The organism is Neorhizobium petrolearium (genome assembly GCF_029854435.1).
GTDB lineage: Bacteria > Pseudomonadota > Alphaproteobacteria > Rhizobiales > Rhizobiaceae > Neorhizobium > Neorhizobium petrolearium.
Genome location: NZ_CP123001.1, coordinates 611,608 through 628,919 on the forward strand (window position 1 = coordinate 611,608; position 17,312 = coordinate 628,919).

The 17,312-nt window shown below is 62.8% G+C and carries 14 protein-coding genes; 13 read left to right on the forward strand and 1 reads right to left on the reverse strand.

The features are described from left to right. The first annotated feature begins 77 nt into the window (after window positions 1–77). From QEO92_RS29725 to QEO92_RS29760, 8 genes are all read left to right on the forward strand, one after another. Window positions 78–869: a helix-turn-helix transcriptional regulator gene (locus QEO92_RS29725; RefSeq protein ID WP_227705684.1), complete on the forward strand. Its 792-nt coding sequence runs from the start codon at window positions 78–80 to the stop codon at window positions 867–869. Between the two features lie 29 nt (window positions 870–898). Then, the gene (locus QEO92_RS29730; RefSeq protein ID WP_227705685.1) at window positions 899–1,627 is read left to right on the forward strand and encodes an SDR family oxidoreductase; all 729 of its coding nucleotides are present in this window, start codon (window positions 899–901) and stop codon (window positions 1,625–1,627) included. A gap of 114 nt (window positions 1,628–1,741) precedes the next feature. Then, the gene (locus QEO92_RS29735) at window positions 1,742–2,605 is read left to right on the forward strand and encodes a p-hydroxycinnamoyl CoA hydratase/lyase (protein ID WP_081952632.1); all 864 of its coding nucleotides are present in this window, start codon (window positions 1,742–1,744) and stop codon (window positions 2,603–2,605) included. 10 nt (window positions 2,606–2,615) lie between these two features. Further along, on the forward strand, window positions 2,616–4,736 hold the full coding sequence (locus QEO92_RS29740) for an acetate--CoA ligase family protein (RefSeq protein WP_227705686.1): 2,121 nt from the start codon (window positions 2,616–2,618) through the stop codon (window positions 4,734–4,736). Window positions 4,737–4,953: 217 nt separating this feature from the next. Next, a complete protein-coding gene (locus QEO92_RS29745) occupies window positions 4,954–6,396 on the forward strand; it encodes an NAD-dependent succinate-semialdehyde dehydrogenase (protein ID WP_227705687.1) in 1,443 nt (480 codons plus the stop codon). Between the two features lie 29 nt (window positions 6,397–6,425). Beyond that, a complete protein-coding gene (locus tag QEO92_RS29750) occupies window positions 6,426–7,268 on the forward strand; it encodes a p-hydroxycinnamoyl CoA hydratase/lyase (RefSeq protein ID WP_227705688.1) in 843 nt (280 codons plus the stop codon). Between the two features lie 156 nt (window positions 7,269–7,424). Next, window positions 7,425–8,579: an acyl-CoA dehydrogenase family protein gene (locus QEO92_RS29755; RefSeq protein WP_227705689.1), complete on the forward strand. Its 1,155-nt coding sequence runs from the start codon at window positions 7,425–7,427 to the stop codon at window positions 8,577–8,579. A 10-nt stretch (window positions 8,580–8,589) separates the two neighbouring features. Further along, window positions 8,590–9,792, forward strand: coding sequence for an acyl-CoA dehydrogenase family protein (locus QEO92_RS29760; RefSeq protein WP_227705690.1), 1,203 nt, complete (start codon window positions 8,590–8,592; stop codon window positions 9,790–9,792). Here the strand turns inward: QEO92_RS29760 and QEO92_RS29765 are convergent. Then, the gene (locus QEO92_RS29765) at window positions 9,785–10,891 is read right to left on the reverse strand and encodes a GlxA family transcriptional regulator (protein WP_227705691.1); all 1,107 of its coding nucleotides are present in this window, start codon (window positions 10,889–10,891) and stop codon (window positions 9,785–9,787) included. The genes QEO92_RS29760 and QEO92_RS29765 overlap by 8 nt on opposite strands. Between QEO92_RS29765 and bcoG the strand changes: the two genes are divergently transcribed. From bcoG to QEO92_RS29790, 5 genes are read left to right on the forward strand one after another with little or no spacing between them, the layout of a single operon-like run. Then, window positions 10,860–11,762 (forward strand): 3-dehydrocarnitine:acetyl-CoA trimethylamine transferase BcoG, encoded by a 903-nt coding sequence (bcoG, locus tag QEO92_RS29770; RefSeq protein WP_227705692.1) that lies wholly within the window; start codon window positions 10,860–10,862, stop codon window positions 11,760–11,762. The two genes, QEO92_RS29765 and bcoG, sit on opposite strands and share 32 nt — an antisense overlap. Before the next feature lie 4 nt (window positions 11,763–11,766). Next, complete coding sequence (locus QEO92_RS29775) at window positions 11,767–13,257, forward strand: carnitine 3-dehydrogenase (protein ID WP_227705693.1); 1,491 nt, start codon at window positions 11,767–11,769, stop codon at window positions 13,255–13,257. A gap of 49 nt (window positions 13,258–13,306) precedes the next feature. Then, on the forward strand, window positions 13,307–14,467 hold the full coding sequence (locus QEO92_RS29780; protein WP_227705694.1) for an acyl-CoA dehydrogenase family protein: 1,161 nt from the start codon (window positions 13,307–13,309) through the stop codon (window positions 14,465–14,467). Window positions 14,468–14,469: 2 nt separating this feature from the next. Then, window positions 14,470–16,527, forward strand: a complete 2,058-nt coding sequence (locus QEO92_RS29785) for an acetate--CoA ligase family protein (protein ID WP_227705695.1) — start codon at window positions 14,470–14,472, stop codon at window positions 16,525–16,527. Continuing rightward, complete coding sequence (locus tag QEO92_RS29790) at window positions 16,524–17,309, forward strand: carnitinyl-CoA dehydratase (protein WP_227705696.1); 786 nt, start codon at window positions 16,524–16,526, stop codon at window positions 17,307–17,309. The genes QEO92_RS29785 and QEO92_RS29790 overlap by 4 nt, the downstream gene beginning before the upstream one ends. The last annotated feature ends 3 nt before the right edge of the window (window positions 17,310–17,312 follow it).

Consider the following 17,312-nt stretch of genomic DNA (forward strand, 5'->3'; position numbering starts at 1 on the left):
CGATGTCCACCTTGAGAGGGGACATGCCTCGGAGAGACCAGGACACAACGGATTTATGAAGGCAGCGGGAGGCGTCAATGCTTGCGCTTGATGCGGATAACGTGGCCATGATGGCCGCCCTGATGGACGAGGTTGGCGAGCCGGCCTTCCCCGAAAAACTGCTGGAAATCCTCCGCAAGCTCGCGGGCACCGACTTCTGCTCCGCTTTCCAGGCGGAAGAAGACGGATCGCTCACCTACCTTTTCGCCTGTGGCTATCACTCGACAATCCCCGGTTTTGCGGAGCGTGCCTCGCTCGATTATGCCCGCCGCTATTGGCAGCGTGACCGGGTGACACGTCAGATGCTGTCTGCGGTTTCCACCCCTCGCAAGGTTCAGGTGGTGCGTCAGGCCTGGAACGGTATCCGCGATCCTGAATACCGCCGCGACTGTTATGAGCGAGCCCATGTACTGGAGCGGCTGACCATTTATCATTCCGACATGCCTCGGGTCTTCGCCAGCCTTTACCGGACGCGCGAGAGCGGACCGTTTCCAATCTCCGCCGTCGAACGGATCGAGGTGGCGGCGCCGCTCCTGATGGCGATGCTGGTCAAGCATGTGCGGCTGCAGGGACGGCCGCAGACGGCGCCATTGCATCCGCCGATCCAGGAGATCGCCGGCCGTCTGCTGCAGGCGGGTTATGCCTTGTCCGGACGCGAGGCCGAGGTCTCTGCCGGGCTGTTGCTTGGCCGCACGCACCGGGAGATTTCCGAAAAGGTGGGTCTCGCGCTATCGAGTATCGTCACTTACCGTCAGCGCGCTTACCGAAAGCTCGGCGTCAGCGACCGCCGAGGCCTCGAAGCGCTTTACGAGGGAATTTCACGCGCCTGAGTGCGCAGTTGTTAAGGGGGAGTTTTGAAATGATTTCGATCAAGGACCGCATCGCCATCGTCACCGGCGCCAGCTCGGGGATCGGCTGGGGCATCGCCAAGGCGATCGCCGCCGAAGGCGCCATCACCGTGCTCGCCGCCCGCAGCGCCGACAAGCTGGAAAAGCTTGCCGGCGAGATCGAGGCGGAAGGCGGCCGCGCCTTCGTGGTGCCGGCCGACGTGACCGACGAGGAACAGGTCTCCGAACTCTTCGCCCGCGTGAGGGAGAAATACGGCCGGGTCGACATCCTCATCAACAATGCCGGCATCGCCGACCACACGGCGGTCGAAAAACTCACCAACGAGCGCTGGCATGAGGTGATCGCCGCCAACCTGCATTCGGTCTTCTATTGCAGCCGCGCCGCCTTCACCATGATGATCGAGCAAAAGCGCGGCCGCATCATCAATATGGGCAGCCTGTCGTCAAAGGTGCCGCGCCCGCACACCGCCGCCTATACGGCGAGCAAGTTTGCGCTCGAAGGCCTCACCCGTTCACTCGCCGTCGACGGTCGCGAACACGGCATCGCCGTCTCGATGGTGCATCCAGGCTCCACGGTGAGCTCGCTGGTCCCAGGCATTACCGACCAGGTCCGCCCGGCAACGATGATGCCGCTCGACGTGGCGCGTATCGTCGTGTTGATGGCGACGCTTCCGGACGACGTGAACCTCTATGAAAGCATCATCCTGCCGGTCGAAATGCCGTTTCTGGGGCGCGGTTAATCCTTATTTCAGCAAATCTTCACGCGGATTTCCTTTCGTAAAGGCTAGATCAGAAAGCCGCTTGACCTATATTCGGGTCCCTGATATTCAATCCCGCAGCAGGGAGAAATTGCTATGGAAAATCAGACCGAATCCACCGCCGCCGAGCAGACAATGGGCAAGTGGGGCGAATATGTCACCGTGGAATTCGACGAGGGCATCGCCTGGGTGACCCTCAACCGGCCGAAGCAGCGCAACGCGATCAACCCCGGCATCGTCTGGGAGATGAACGCGATCATGGACGCGCTGGAAGAGGACGAACGCTGCAAGGTGATGGTGGTCACCGGCGCCGGCGAATCCTTCTCTGCCGGCATGGATCTGAAGGAATATTTCCGCGCCACCGACAAGGTGCCGCCGATCCAGCGCGAACGCCTGTTCCGGGCGAATGCCGCCTGGCAGTGGCGCCGGATGATGTATTATCCGAAGCCGACCATCTCCATGGTCAACGGCTGGTGTTTTGGTGGCGCCTTCCAGTTCCTGGTCGGCTGCGACCTCGCCATTGCCTCGGAAGAAGCGATCTTCGGCCTTTCCGAGATCAACTGGGGCATCATCCCGGCCGGCATCGTCACCAAGTCGGTGCTCGAGACGATGAGCTTCCGCGACGCGATGTACTATATCATGACCGGTGAGACCTTTAACGGGCGGCAGGCCGCCGAGATGAAGCTGGTGAACAAGGCCGTCGCCCCGGAAGACCTGAAAGAAGAGACCCGCAAGCTTGCAATGACGCTGACCGGCAAGAATCCGTTCGTGCTGCGCCAGGCCAAGACCGCATGTCGCTTCACCCGCGACATGAGCTGGGAACAGGCCGGCGAATATCTGATGGCGAAGTCCGACCAGACGGAGCTTCGCGATCCGGAAAACGGCCGCAATGTCGGCATGAGCCAGTTCCTGGACGAAAAGTCCTTCCGCCCGGGCCTGGGTGCTTACCGCCGCGACTAAAGAGACGACCATGTCCGATATCACGACCACCTCTCCCAAGACGTTCGACCTCGATCGTCTCTTGCGCCCACGGTCCATCGCGATCGTGGGCGCGTCGCCCGATCCCGCCTCGATCGGCGGCGGCGTGCTGGCGAACCTCGAACTCTTCAAATATTCGGGCGGCCTTTATCTCGTCAGCCGCTCGCGCGACGAGATCGACGGCCGGCCCTGCGTTAAGACGATCGGCGACCTGCCGAAAGGCGTCGACGTGGTCATCCTCATCGTGCCGCAGGCGGCGATCAGGGAATCGGTTCTCGCCTGCATCGAGCGGGAAGTGGCGAGCGTCATCGTCTATTCGTCGGGCTTCGCAGAAGCGGGCGAGGAGGGCCGTAAACAGCAGGATGAGCTTGCCGAGATCTGCCGCAAGGCGGGCATCGCCATGCTCGGGCCTAACTGCATGGGCTATACGAACTATGTCGACGGCATTCCGCTCACCTTCGAGCCGGTCGATCTGCGCGGCGTCGGCGAGCGTTCGCGCATTGCGATCGTCGCCCAGAGCGGCGCCACGGCCGCCAACATCCGTTTCGCCATGCATTCCCGCGAGATCGCGGTCTCCTATGTGATCGCCACAGGCAACGAGGCGGTGCTCGCCGCCGAAGACCTTATTGCATGGCTGATCGAGGACAAGGATAACGCGGCTGTCGCGGTCTATGTCGAGCAGGTGAAGAACCCGCAAAAATTCCTGGCTGTCGCTCGCCGCGCCCGCGAACTCGGCAAGCCGATTGTCATGCTGCATCCGGGCTCCAGCGAGCGCGGCAAGGCGGCGGCTCAATCGCATACCGGCGCTCTTGCCGGCGACCACGCCACCATGCAGACGGCCATCCGCAACGAGGCGGTCGCGCTGGTCGAAACGACCGACGAGCTGTTCGACGTGACCGCGATCCTTGCCCGCTATCCCCTGCCGCCTGCCGGCCAGGCCGGTATCGTGACCAATTCCGGCGCAATCCGCGGCCTCTGCTTCGATTTCTGCGAACGGGTCGGCCTGCCGATCGCGACGCTTTCGGAAGAGGTTCATGCGGAGCTCACTTCGCTCGTGCCGCCCTATGTGCATGTCGATAACCCGTTCGATATCGGCACGACCGGTTTTGCCAATCCCGGCATTTTCGGTACGTCCACCGCGGCCATGCTGAAGGACCCGAATGTCGGCATCGTCTTCCTGTCGCATGCGGGTGGTTCGCCGCCGATGCAGATCAAGAAGTCGGACGCGATCATTCCGGTTGCTGCGACCGCCGAAAAGCCGGTCATCCTCAACATCATAGGCGACGACTACCCGCTCGACCCGTGTTTCATGAAGGCGGTGCGCGACAGCGGCATTCCGTTCTTCCGCTCGCCTGAACGCGCCATGCGGGCGATGGCCGTGGTCATGAACTATGCCGCCGCGCTCGCCGCCACGAAGGACCGTGCACCGGAAGGTAAGCGGCTGAAGGACGTTCCGGCCTCCGGCCTGGTGGTCGAATATGAGGGCAAGCGCGTCCTTTCCGACCTTGGCATCCAGACGCCTAAGGGCGCTCTGGCGAAAAATGCCGATGAGGCGGTGAAGATCGCCGCCGGGATCGGCTATCCGGTCGTCATGAAGGCACAGGCGGCGGAGCTTGCCCACAAGAGCGATGTCGGCGGTGTCGTCGTCAACCTCGCCGACGAGGCGGCGGTGCGTGCCGCGCATGAGAAGATGTATGCCAGTATCGCCAGCCATAAGCCGGGCCTGACGCTTGACGGCGTGCTGATCGAAGGCATGGCGCGGCAGGGCCTCGAAATGGTGGTCGGCGCCAAGCGCGACCAATGGGGTCCGACGGTTCTCGTGGGCTTGGGCGGCGTCTGGATCGAGGCGCTGGCGGATGCCCGTCTTCTGTCGGCCGACATCAGCCGCGAACGGGCGATTGCCGAAATCCACAAGCTGAAGGCGGCAAAACTGCTTGGCCCCTTCCGTGGTCAACCGGCCCGCGATGTGGAGGCGATCGCCGACGTGGTGGTTAAGCTCGGCGCGCTGATGCGTTCGACACCGGAGATCGTCGAAGTCGATATCAACCCGCTGGTTGTCTATGGCGAGGGGGACGGGGTTCTCGCGCTCGACGCGCTATTCGTGATGCGCTGAGAGCCTCAGCTTTCGCTGCGATTTTTTGGAGAGGTGCCGTCGGTTTCTGACGTCATCCTCGGGCTTATCCAGAGGATCTATCCACGTCTGATCTGGGCAGAGGCTCGGGACAGGCCCGGGCATGACGATGGAGAGGTTGCGGACCTCCGGGAAAAAGAGCGAGGGCTCAGGTCCTCGCTTCCGACATTTCAAAGCCGTCACGAGGGAGGAAACCGTGATGCAGATTCAATACTATGGCGAACTGAAGCTCTTCATCGATGGCGAATGGATTGGCGCGGACGGCCGCGTCACCGAGGACGTCATCAATCCCGCGACGGGCGAGCCGATCGCGGCGCTGCCGCATGCGACGGCGGAAGACCTGGATCGCGCCGTCGCAGCGGCCTCCCGCGCCTTCAGGACCTGGCGCACCACGACGGCCTACGACCGCGCCAAGATCATCCGCAAGGCGGCAGATATCCTGCGCGAGCGTGCCGCCGAACTCGGCCGGCGCATGACGCTCGATCAGGGCAAGCCGCTTTCCGAATCCATTCCGGAAATCCACATCTCCGCCGACATTCTCGACTGGACGGCGGACGAGGGCCGCCGCACCTATGGCCGCGTCATTCCTTCCCGCCTGCCGGGCGCCCGCTGGTTCGTCACCAGGGAGCCGGTCGGCCCGGTCGCCGGCTTCACACCCTGGAACTTTCCGGGCGTCATCCCGGCGCGAAAAATTTCCGCAGCACTCGCGACCGGCTGCACCATGGTCATCAAGCCTTCCGAGGAAACGCCCTCGACGGTGCTTGAAATCGCCCGCGCACTCCAGGATGCGGGCCTGCCGAACGGCGTGCTGAATGTCGTGCACGGCAAGCCGGCCGAAGTCTCCGAACACCTGATCGCCTCCGACGGCATCCGCAAGATCACGTTTACCGGCTCCACCAATGTCGGCAAGCAGCTTGCCGTCCTCGCTGCGCAGGCAGGCGTCAAACGCGCCACGATGGAACTCGGCGGCCATGCACCGGTGCTGATCTTCGAGGATGCGGATATCGACCACGCTATCCGCGTCATGGTGCATGCTAAATACCGCAATGCCGGTCAGGTCTGCATCTCGCCGACCCGCTTCTACGTACATGACAGCGTCCACGACAAGTTTGTCGACGGTTTCGCCAAGGCGGCTGCGGCGCTGAAGGTCGGCGACGGCCTCGATCCGGAAAACCAGATGGGGCCACTCGCCAACAACCGCCGCGTGCCGGCCATGGAGCGCATGGTGGCCGATGCTGTCAGCCGCGGCGCAAGGATCGCCACCGGCGGCGAACGCGGCAGCAATCGCGGCTATTTCTTCCAGCCGACGGTGCTTGCCGACGTGCCGCAGGACGCGATCATCATGAATGAAGAGCCGTTCGGCCCGGTCGCGGTCACCGCCCGTTTCTCCACTTTCGAGGAGGCGATCGAACAGGCGAACCGCCTGCCTTACGGGCTTGCCTCCTACGCCTTTACCCAGTCGGCCAAGACCGCGACCATGGTCAGCGACGCAATCGAGGCTGGTATGGTCGGCATCAACAACAATGCGATTTCCATGACCGAAACCCCCTTCGGCGGCGTCAAGCAGAGCGGCTACGGCTCCGAGGGCGGTTCGGAAGGCATGGAAGCCTACCTCGTCACCAAATTCACCAGCCAATCGTAAGGCGAAAGAGCGTTTTAGGAGCACTAATCATGGCCATTGAAGCAAGCGATATCGGCGGCGAAAACGTCAAGGTCGAATTCGAGGACGGCATTGCCTGGGTGAAACTGAACCGCCCGGACAAGCGCAACGCCATGAGCGTCGGCCTGGCGGAAGACATGATCCGCGTGCTCGACGAACTCGAAATCGACGACCGCGCCGGCGTCATCATCCTCACCGGCGAAGGCGAAGCCTTCTCCGCCGGCATGGACCTGAAAGACTTTTTCCGCGCCACCGACGGCGTCTCGGACGTGAAGCGCATGCGCGCCTACCGTTCCACCCGCGCCTGGCAATGGCGCCTCCTGATGCACTACGCCAAGCCGACGATTGCCATGGTCAACGGCTGGTGTTTTGGCGGCGCCTTCACGCCGCTGATCTGCTGCGACCTCGCCATTGCTTCGGAAGATGCGGTTTTCGGCCTTTCGGAAATCAACTGGGGCGTCATCCCCGGCGGCGTCGTGTCCAAGGCGATCTCGACCCTGATGAACGATCGCAAGGCCATGTACTACGTGATGACCGGCGAGAAGTTTGGCGGCAAGATGGCCGAACAGCTCGGCCTGGTGAACGAGGCGGTGCCGGCCGACAAGCTTCGCGAACGCACCGTCGAAATCGCCCGCGTGCTTCTCGAAAAGAACCCGACCGTGCTCCGTCAGGCACGAATGGCCTATAAATATGTGCGTGAGATGACCTGGGAAGAGTCGGCGGAATATTTGACCGCCAAAGCCGACCAGACGACGTTTGTCGATCCGGAGAAGGGACGGGAGAAGGGGCTGTCGCAGTTCCTGGATACGAAGACCTATCGCCCGGGGCATGGAGCTTACAAGCGGGAGGAGTGAAGGTTACTTCCCCTTGAGGGGGGCGGCACGCAGCGCCGGGGGGATGATCGTGTGAGGTGATCTCTTTCACCCCTACCCATCGCTTCGCGATGACCTCCCCTCGAGGGGAGATGGGCGCCTTGGCCAAGCCACCACACTCGAACAAGAGACATCACCATGGACCTGAATTATTCGGACGAGCAGCTCCTCTTGAAGGAAAGCGCCGATCGCTTCCTGAAGGAGCGCTACGACTTCGATAAACGGGCAAAAATCGTCGCCTCCGATGACGGCTTCGACGCCGGTATCTGGGCGGAGATGGCCGATCTCGGCTGGCTGGCGCTGCCCTTTTCCGAGGAAAACGGCGGACTTGGCGGCGGCGCGGTCGAAATCTCGCTGATCATGGAAGCGATCGGCCGGGCGCTAGTCGTCGAGCCCTACCTCGCCTCAGTCATCCTTGCCGGAAGTCTCATTGAAAAACTCGGCACGGAAAGCCAGAAGGCAGAAATCCTCGACGGCCTGATCGCGGGCACGTCGCGTCCGGCGCTCGCACATGCGGAAAAGCAGACCGGTTTCGACCTTGGCAATATTTCCGCGACCGCCGTGAGGACCGGCGACGGCTATGCGCTCTCCGGCGGAAAGCCGCTGGTACTTGGCGGAGCCGCAGCGGACATCTTCCTCGTCTCGGCAAAGCTCGACGGAGATATCCGCCTCTTCCTCGTCCCGGCCGATGCCGCAGGCCTCACACGCAAGACAGCAAAGCTCGTCGATGGCAGCCGCGCCTGCGATCTCTCTTTATATAATGTCCCTCTGCCAGCCTCCGCTCTCCTCGACGGCGACAACACGCTCGTCGAAATCGAAGCGGCTTATGACCGCGCCAATGCCGCGCTCGCTTCCGAAGCGGTCGGCATTATGGATGCGCTGCTCGATGCCACTGTTTCCTACACCAAGGAACGCGTGCAGTTTGGCAAGCCGCTCGCCGCCTTCCAGGCGCTGCAGCACCGCATGGCCGAGATGGCCGTGAAATGCCAGGAAGCCCGTGGTTCGGCATTGCTCGCCACGCTTTCCGTTGATGCGCTGCGTTCAATGCGCATCCGCGGCGTTTCCGGGGCCAGGGCCAAGATCGGCAAAGTTTCCCGCGTCGTTGCCCAGGAGGCGATCCAGTTGCACGGAGCCATGGGCTTTTCGGAGGAAATGCCAATCGGCGCCTGGTTCCGAAGGCTCTATGCGATTGAAAACACGTTCGGCACTACTGCCGACCACCTGAAGCGCTATGGCGAGATCATCCGCGATCCGGCCGTGCTTTCCGGCAGCCTGCTGCGCGAACCGGCCTGAGGAGGACGTCATGGATCTGCTGATGACAGAAGAAGAGGTCCGTTTCCGCGACGAGGTGCGGGCGTTTCTGGATACCCATCTCGACGAAAGCCTGAAGCGCGCCGAGCGGCTGAACCCGAGTTTTCTCGCCGATCCGAATATAGGCCTGCAGTGGCAGGCGAAGCTCAACGAACAGGGCTGGGTCGCCCCCTCGTGGCCGAAGCAATACGGCGGCACCGGCTGGACGCTCGCCGAACGCTATATTTTCGATCAGGAATGCGAGCGGGCCGGCGAGCCGCATTTCCGCGGCGCCTCGATCAAGATGATCGCGCCTGTCCTGATGCGCTACGGCACCGACGAACAGAAAGCCTTCTACCTGCCGCGCATCCTGAACGGCGAAGATGTCTGGGCGCAGGGATATTCCGAACCCGGCTCCGGCTCCGACCTTGCATCGCTGAAGACAAAGGCGATGCTGAACGACGACCACTATGTCGTCAACGGATCGAAGATCTGGTCCACACTGGCGCATCATGCCACCCGCATGTTCGCACTGGTGCGTACTGCCGACACCGGGAAGAAGCAGGAAGGCATCACCTTCATCCTGATCGACCTCAAATCGCCGGGCGTCACCATCCGGCCGATCCGTTCGATCTGCGGCACGCATGAATTCAATCAGGTCTTCTTCGATGACGTGAAAGTGCCGGTTTCCGACCGGATCGGCGAGGAAGGCGAGGGCTGGGACATCGCCAAATACCTGCTGGAATTCGAGCGGGGTGGGGCCTTCGCCGGCGGCGTGCTGCGGGCGATGCTGACACGCCTCCACCGACTCGCTTGCGAACCGCTGCCGGATGGACGAAAAATGATCGACGATCCGCTGTTTGCGGCCCGCTTCATCGAGATCGCCACCGATGTCGACGCCAACGACATGCTGGAGCTGGCCGCCATGTCCAAGGTGCAGGCCGGCGGCAATCCGGGGTCGGTGCCGTCGTCGACAATGAAGATCGAGCGCAGCCGCATCCGCCAGTCGATCGCCGAACTCGCCGCCTCGATCCTCGGCCCGGATGCATTGCGCTGGGAAGAACACCGGCCGCTGCACGAACTGCCGGAAGAGAGCGAGATTGACGAAGGGCGCAAAGTCGCCTCTGCCGTCTATTTCAACTCCCGCTCCCAGAGCATCTTCGGCGGTAGCAATGAAATCCAGCTGGAGATCATCGCGAAGACGCTGCTCAGGTAGCCTTCAACCGCCTTCGCGTGTCGCTCGGGCTTTCTCGATAATGCGCGCGGTAGCTGCGCGAGAAGGCGGAGGCAGAGTTGAAGCCCGTGGCTGCGGCGATATCCGCGAAGGTCGCCCGCGTCTCGATCACCTTCCGTCGGGCTGCGTTGAGGCGAAGCGCGAGATAGTGCTCGCGTGGCGCAACGCCCATGATGTCGCGAAAAAGGTCCTGCAGGTGCCGGGCACTGATGCCCGCGCGTTTGGCCAGCCGAGCCAGTGATAACGGTGCCTCCACCGTTTCCTCCATCAGCTTCACTGCCGTCTGAACGCGGGTGTCGACGATCCGCATATTGCCGATCGCCGGCACCTGCAACAGGTCGCCACGGATGCGCTCCTGCTCGTAGATGAAGAGCCGCGAGACTTCCAGCGCCAGTGAATAGCCATGTGCGCGGCGGATTAGTTCCAGCATCAGATCAAGCGTCGGCAGCGAACCGCCGGTGGTGATGCGCTTGCCGTCAATGACGAAGCGTTCGCGGATCATGTTCACCTGCGGATAGGCGGTCGAAAAATCCTCGAAATCCTCCCAATGGGTGGTGGCGGAGAAACCATCGAGAAGGCTGGTCTCGGCGAGGATGAACGACCCGGCCTCGATGCCGGCGATCAGCGTGCGGTGTCGCGCCGTCTGGGAAAGCTGAAATTTCAGATCACGGGTGGCATGCTGCTTCCAGTTATAGCTGGCGAGCACGAAAAGCGGATCGCTTTCCCGTCCGGGCCGGAAGGCTCCGCTGACGGGAATGGGAATGCCCGCCTTCGTATCGATCGGCTGTCCCTCTGGTGAAAAGAGCGTCCACCGATATAGCTCCCTGCCGGCGATGCGGTTTGCGGCGCGCAGGGGCTCGATCACGGATGCCGCGAGAATAAGGTTGATCTCCGGCAGCACCAGAATGTCGAAATGCTGCTCCTGCGAGAAAACGTCAGCCACGCAATCATCGCCCTCCGCTTCCGCTAATGTATAGAATGGCGCCGAAAATGAAAAGCATTCTCCTCTCTTCCGGTTCGTAATGGTGAAAACGAACAAGGAGAGGAACATGCCGCTCGAGATGAATCGCGAGGTCTTCATCACCTGTGCCGTCACCGGCGCGGGCGATACCGTGGGGAAGTCCAGCCACGTGCCGGTCACGCCGAAACAGATCGCCGAGTCGGCAATCGATGCCGCCAAGGCCGGCGCCGCCGTGGTCCATTGCCACGTCCGCAACCCGGAGACGGGGGCCGCCGCCCGCAACAGGGCGCTCTACAAGGAAGTCACCGACCGCATCCGTTCGGCGGATGTCGATGTCGTGCTCAACCTTACGGCCGGCATGGGCGGCGACCTCGTGTTCGGCAATGTCGAGGCACCGTTCCCGGTCAATCCGAATGGCACGGACATGGCCGGCGCCACCGAGCGCGTCGCGCACGTCGCCGAATGCCTGCCGGAAATCTGCACGCTCGATTGCGGCACGATGAACTTTTCGCTCGGCGACTACGTGATGACCAATACCCCTTCCATGCTGCGCGAGATGGCACGGCAGATGACGGCACTCGGCGTGCGCCCCGAAATCGAGGCTTTCGATACTGGGCATCTCTGGTTCGCCAAGCAGCTTGTCGAGGAAGGCCTGATCGAGGACCCTGTGCTGATCCAACTCTGCATGGGCATTCCCTGGGGCGCGCCGGATGATCTCAATACCTTCATGGCCATGGTCAACAACGTGCCGAAGAGCTGGACCTTCTCCGCCTTCTCGATCGGCCGCAGCGCGCTCGCCTATCCGGCCGCGGCGGTGCTTGCCGGCGGCAATGTCCGCGTCGGGCTGGAGGACAATCTCTATGTCGGTAAGGGGCAGTTGGCGACCAATGCCCAGCTCGTCGAAAAGGCCGCCTGCGTGATCGAGGGCATGGGCGCGAAGGTGATCGGGCCGGCGCAGGTGCGTGAGAAGTTGAAGCTGATGAAGCGGTGATCCCATGAGCAGCATCCAAAAAGCAGCCTGCATCGGCGGCGGTGTCATCGGCGGGGCCTGGGCGGCCCGTTTCGTCCTCGCCGGCATTGATGTCGACATGTACGACCCGCATCCGGAAGCGGAACGCATCGTCGGCGAAGTGCTGGGCAATGCAGAGCGCGCCTATGCCATGCTCACCATGGCGCCGCTTCCGCCCAGGGGAAAAATCACCTTCTGCAAGTCCATCAAGGAGGCAGTTGAGGGCGCCGACTGGATTCAGGAAAGCGTGCCCGAGCGGCTGGAGTTGAAACGCAACGTCATCACCCAGATTGATGCGGCCACCGACCCGCAAGCGCTGATCGGCTCGTCCACCTCCGGCCTGATGCCGACCGACCTGCAGCGGGACATGAAACATCCCGAGCGCTTCTTCGTCGCCCATCCCTATAATCCCGTTTATCTCCTGCCTCTTGCCGAACTGGTCGGCGGCCAGAAGACCTCCCCGGAAACGCTGAAGGCGGCGCAGGAAAAGCTCGCGCCGATCGGCATGAAAGGCGTCATCCTCAAAAAGGAGATCGAGGCCTTCGTCGGCGACCGCCTGCTGGAGGCCGTCTGGCGCGAAGGCCTGTGGCTGATCCATGACGACATCTGCGACACGGAAACGCTGGACGACGTGATCCGCTATTCCTTCGGCATGCGCTGGGCGCAGATGGGCCTGTTCGAGACCTATCGCATCGCCGGCGGCGAGGCCGGCATGCGGCATTTCCTGGCGCAGTTCGGCCCCTGCCTTTCCTGGCCCTGGACGAAGCTCACAGATGTCGTTGATCTCGACGATGCGCTCATCGACAAGATCGCTGCCCAGTCGGATGCGCAGTCCGGCGCTCGCGGCATCCGGGAACTGGAACGCATCCGCGACGAAAACCTCGTCGGCATCATGCAGGCGCTGAAAGCCGGCGACGGCGGACAGGGCTGGGGGGCGGGCAAGATCCTTGCCGAGTTCGAAAAACATCTCTGGGTGCAGGGGGGTGGAGCGAAGAAGGAACCGGATTTTTCCGCTCCGCTCCGGCTGCTCGACACCAAGGTCGGCGCCGCCTGGGTGGACTACAACGGCCATATGACCGAGTACCGCTATCTGCAGGTCTTCGCCGATACGGCGGATATGCTACTCCGGCTGATCGGGGTCGATTTCGCCTATGTCGAGGCCGGGCACAGCTATTATACGGTCGAGACGCATATCCGACATCTTGGTGAGGCAAAACTCGGCCAGAAGCTTTACTCGACGCTGCAGGTGCTCTCCAGCGACGACAAGCGCCTCCGGTTCTTCACGACCATCTACAATGCCGAGACCAACGAGGCGCTCGCCACTGCCGAGCAACTGATGCTGCACGTGGATTCGAAGGCCGGGAAATCGGTTGCCGCGCCCTTCGACGTGTTGGCGAAGTTGAAGCCGATCGCCGAGGCGCATGCGAAATTACCTATTCCGGAAGGCGTCGGGCGTTCGGTGGGGCAGAAGAGGTAGATCATGGGCAGAAGGGGGGCGGCTACGCTCCAATAAAGGGAGAAACCCCATGCATTTCGGACTGACCGGCGAACAGGAGATGATCGTCAAGACCGTCCGCGATTTCGTCGAGACGGAAATCTATCCGCATGAGAACGAGGTGGAGCGCACCGGCTTCGTGCCGCCCGAACTCGGCCGGGAGATCGCCCGCAAATGCCGGGAGATCGGTTTCTTCGGCTGCAATTTCCCCGAAGAAGTGGGCGGCGCCGGGCTTGACCATATGTCCTTCACCCTGGTGGAGCGCGAACTCGGCCGCGGTTCCATGGCGCTTACCGTCTTCTTCGGCCGGCCTTCCGGCATCCTCATGGCCTGCGAGGGAGACCAGCGCGAAAAATATCTTCTGCCCTCCGTGCGCGGCGACAAGTTCGATGCACTTGCCATCACGGAGCCGGATGCCGGTTCGGACATGCGCGGCATGAAATGTTTCGCCCGACGGGACGGCGACGACTGGATCGTCAACGGTACGAAACACTTCATTTCGCATGCGGATATCGCTGATTTCGTCATTGTCTTCGTCGCGACCGGTGAAGAGGAAACCCCGCATGGACCGAAGAAGCTCATCACCTGTTTCCTCGTCGATCGCGACACGCCGGGTTTCGAAATCCGCGAAGGTTACAGTTCCGTCTCGCATCGCGGCTACCGGAACTGCATCCTCACCTTCGACGAATGCCGATTGCCGCCGACCCAGGTCCTCGGCGACGTGCACAAAGGCTTCGACATCGCCAACCAATGGCTCTACGGCACGCGGTTGACGGTCGCCGCCACCTGCGTCGGCCGGGCGCGGCGAGCCTTCGACTATGCGCTTAACCAGGCTGCCGGGCGCAAACAGTTCGGCAGGCCGATCGGCGCCAACCAGGGCGTCTCCTTCAAGCTCGCCGACATGATTACCGAGATCGACGCCGCTGACCTCCTGACACTCTCGGCCGCCTGGCGGCTCGACCAAGGCCTGCCGTCAAATCGCGAAATTGCCTCGGCAAAATTGTTTGCCACGGAAATGCTGGCACGGGTCACCGACGAGGCGGTCCAAATCTTTGGCGGCATGGGGCTGATGGACGATCTGCCGCTTGCCCGCTTCTGGCGTGACGCCCGTGTCGAACGCATCTGGGACGGCACGTCGGAAATCCAGCGGCACATCATCAGCCGCGAGCTTCTGCGGCCGCTAGGGGCTTGAGAATGACCCGCTCCCTCGACCGCCTAATCCGACCGAAAACCATTGCCGTGTTCGGAGGCAAGGAGGCCCGGCGGGTCATCGAGCAATGCCACAAGATGGGTTTTGCGGGCGAAATCTGGCCCGTCCACCCGAGGAGTGACGAAATCCTCGGTCGCAGATGCTATCGATCGGTGGCCGATCTGCCCGCCGCCCCGGATGCGGCCTTTGTCGGCGTCAACAGGCAACTCACCATAGAGATCGTCCGCGACCTTTCCGCCCGCGGCGCAGGCGGCGCAATCTGTTACGCGTCCGGCTTCCGCGAGGCGGCAAGCGAGCTTGCCGATGGCGATGACCTGCAGAAGGCGCTGGTCGAGGCGGCCGGCGACATGCCGATCCTTGGGCCGAACTGCTACGGTTTCATCAACATGCTGGACGGGGCGCTCCTCTGGCCGGATCAGCACGGCATGCTCAGGGTCGAGCAAGGGGTGGCGGTGCTCACCCAGTCGTCCAACATCGCCTGCAACATTTCCATGCAACAGCGGGGATTGCCGCTTGCCTATCTGATGACTGCCGGCAACCAGGCGCAAACAGGGCTTGCCGAACTCGCCTGCACTGTCATCAAGGACCCGCGCGTCACCGCCATCGGCCTGCATGTGGAAGGCTTCGACAGTCTCGAAACGCTGGAGCGGCTGGCCGGCCTGTCGCGGGAGCTGAAGAAGCCGATCGCCATGCTGAAGGTCGGCAGATCGGAGGCTGCGCGCCTCGCCGCCGTCTCCCACACCGCTTCACTCGCCGGCAATGACCGCGTCTCCTCTGCGCTGCTGCAACGGCTCGGTATCGGCCGGGTTCAGACACTGCCGGAACTCCTGGAGACGCTGAAGCTCCTGCATCTTTACGGAGCACTCGAAAGCGTCGACATCTCCTCGATGAGCTGTTCGGGCGGCGAGGCCTCACTGATGGCCGATGCCGGCATGAAGCGAAGGATTTCCTATCGGCCACTCCGAAATGAGCAACTCGAACCGCTCCGCGAGACGCTCGGGCTGATGGTGGCGCTCGCCAATCCGCTCGACTACCACACCTTCGTCTGGGGCAATCAGGAGAAGCAGACGGCCGCCTTTACCGCGATGATGCAGGGTGGCTATGCGATGAACCTCGTGGTGCTGGACATCCCGCGGCTTGATCGCTGCGATGCGACCGACTGGTTGACAACCGTCAACGCGGTGGTGGCGGCGCGGACCGCAACCGGGGCGAATGCCGGCGTCGTCGCCAGCATGGGCGAGAACCTTCCGGAAGCCGTGGCCGAACGGCTGATGCATGACCGCGTCGTACCGTTCTTCGGCATCGAGGAGGCGCTGGCCGCGGCGGAGACCGCTGCGTTTATCGGTGCGGCGTGGAGGCAGCCCGCGCCTGTGCCCCTGCTCAAGGTTCCCGCCGGAGCGGGCGAGACGGTCACGCTCAACGAGGACGAGGCGAAGCGTGAGCTTTCCGCCTTCGGCTTGACCGTTCCGCACGGGCTCGTGGTCATGGATCCGCAAGAGGCGGGGCATGCGGCCGAAAGGCTCGGTTTTCCGGTGGCGCTCAAGGGTCGTGGCGTTGCCCACAAGACAGAGGCCGGCGCGGTGAGGCTTACCCTCGGAAACCGCGAAGAGGTGGTCGCTGCTGCCCACGCCATGGCGGGTGTCGCGGACGGCTATCTGGTCGAGAAGATGGCCGCCAAGCCGGTGGCGGAGATCATCATCGGCGCGATGCGCGATCCCATTGCGGGCCTGGTCCTGACTGTCGGGGCGGGTGGTATTCTGGTCGAACTGCTGGATGATTCCGCGCTTATCACCTTGCCCACGTCACCGGAGGCCATTTCCGCGGCCATATCCGGCCTCAAGATAAAGACGTTGCTTGACGGCTATCGCGGCGGGCCGAAGGGCGATATCGCCGCGCTGGAGCAGGCGGTCGCCGCCGTCGCGGCCTATCTGGCTGCCAATGCGGCGGACGTCGAAGAGTTGGACATCAATCCGGTCATGGTGCTGTCGGAAGGCGAGGGCGTCGTTGCCGTGGATGCGCTGGTGCGGAGGAGAATAGCATGACCGACCAACCCATCAGGACCCATCGCGAGGGCGGCATTCTCGAAGTCACCATCAACCGGCCGAAGGCGAATGCCATCGACTTGAAGACTTCGCGGATCATGGGCGAAATCTTCCGCGATTTTCGCGATGACGAGGCGTTGCGCGTTGCGATCATTACCGGCGCCGGCGAAAAGTTCTTCTGCCCAGGCTGGGACCTGAAAGCTGCGGCCGCTGGTGACGCGGTGGATGGCGACTATGGCGTCGGCGGGTTCGGCGGCATGCAGGAACTGCGGGACCTCAACAAGCCGATCATCTGCGCTGTCAACGGTATCTGCTGCGGCGGAGGGCTGGAGATCGCGCTTGCGACAGACCTCATCCTCGCCGCCGAACATGCCACCTTCGCGCTGCCGGAAATCCGTTCCGGCACGGTGGCCGATGCCGCCTCGATCAAGCTGCCGAAGCGCATTCCCTATCATGTCGCCATGGACATGTTGCTCACCGGCCGCTGGCTCGATGTTGAGGAGGCGCATCGCTGGGGCTTCGTCAATGAAATCCTGCCGGCCGACAAGCTGATGGCGCGCGCCTGGGAGCTGGCGCGGCTGCTGGAAAGCGGCCCTCCGCTCGTCTACGCGGCGATCAAGGAAGTGGTGCGCGAGGCGGAAGGCGAGAAGTTCCAGACAACGATGAACCGCATCACCCGTCGTCAGCTGAGGACTGTCGATGTCCTCTATTCCAGCGAGGACCAGCTGGAAGGCGCCCGGGCCTTCGCCGAAAAGCGCGACCCGGTCTGGAAGGGAAAGTAGCCG

What these genes read in the sequence shown, in the direction of transcription:
- QEO92_RS29790 (WP_227705696.1), top strand. Translation starts at nt 16,524, where the DNA reads ATGACCGACCAACCCATCAGGACCCATCGCGAGGGCGGCATTCTCGAA.
- QEO92_RS29750 (WP_227705688.1), top strand. Translation starts at nt 6,426, where the DNA reads ATGGCCATTGAAGCAAGCGATATCGGCGGCGAAAACGTCAAGGTCGAA.
- QEO92_RS29765 (WP_227705691.1), bottom strand. Translation starts at nt 10,891, where the DNA reads ATGAAGACCTCGCGATTCATCTCGAGCGGCATGTTCCTCTCCTTGTTC.
- QEO92_RS29740 (WP_227705686.1), top strand. Translation starts at nt 2,616, where the DNA reads ATGTCCGATATCACGACCACCTCTCCCAAGACGTTCGACCTCGATCGT.
- QEO92_RS29785 (WP_227705695.1), top strand. Translation starts at nt 14,470, where the DNA reads ATGACCCGCTCCCTCGACCGCCTAATCCGACCGAAAACCATTGCCGTG.
- QEO92_RS29780 (WP_227705694.1), top strand. Translation starts at nt 13,307, where the DNA reads ATGCATTTCGGACTGACCGGCGAACAGGAGATGATCGTCAAGACCGTC.
- QEO92_RS29755 (WP_227705689.1), top strand. Translation starts at nt 7,425, where the DNA reads ATGGACCTGAATTATTCGGACGAGCAGCTCCTCTTGAAGGAAAGCGCC.
- QEO92_RS29760 (WP_227705690.1), top strand. Translation starts at nt 8,590, where the DNA reads ATGGATCTGCTGATGACAGAAGAAGAGGTCCGTTTCCGCGACGAGGTG.
- QEO92_RS29730 (WP_227705685.1), top strand. Translation starts at nt 899, where the DNA reads ATGATTTCGATCAAGGACCGCATCGCCATCGTCACCGGCGCCAGCTCG.
- QEO92_RS29735 (WP_081952632.1), top strand. Translation starts at nt 1,742, where the DNA reads ATGGAAAATCAGACCGAATCCACCGCCGCCGAGCAGACAATGGGCAAG.
- QEO92_RS29745 (WP_227705687.1), top strand. Translation starts at nt 4,954, where the DNA reads ATGCAGATTCAATACTATGGCGAACTGAAGCTCTTCATCGATGGCGAA.
- bcoG (WP_227705692.1), top strand. Translation starts at nt 10,860, where the DNA reads ATGCCGCTCGAGATGAATCGCGAGGTCTTCATCACCTGTGCCGTCACC.
- QEO92_RS29725 (WP_227705684.1), top strand. Translation starts at nt 78, where the DNA reads ATGCTTGCGCTTGATGCGGATAACGTGGCCATGATGGCCGCCCTGATG.
- QEO92_RS29775 (WP_227705693.1), top strand. Translation starts at nt 11,767, where the DNA reads ATGAGCAGCATCCAAAAAGCAGCCTGCATCGGCGGCGGTGTCATCGGC.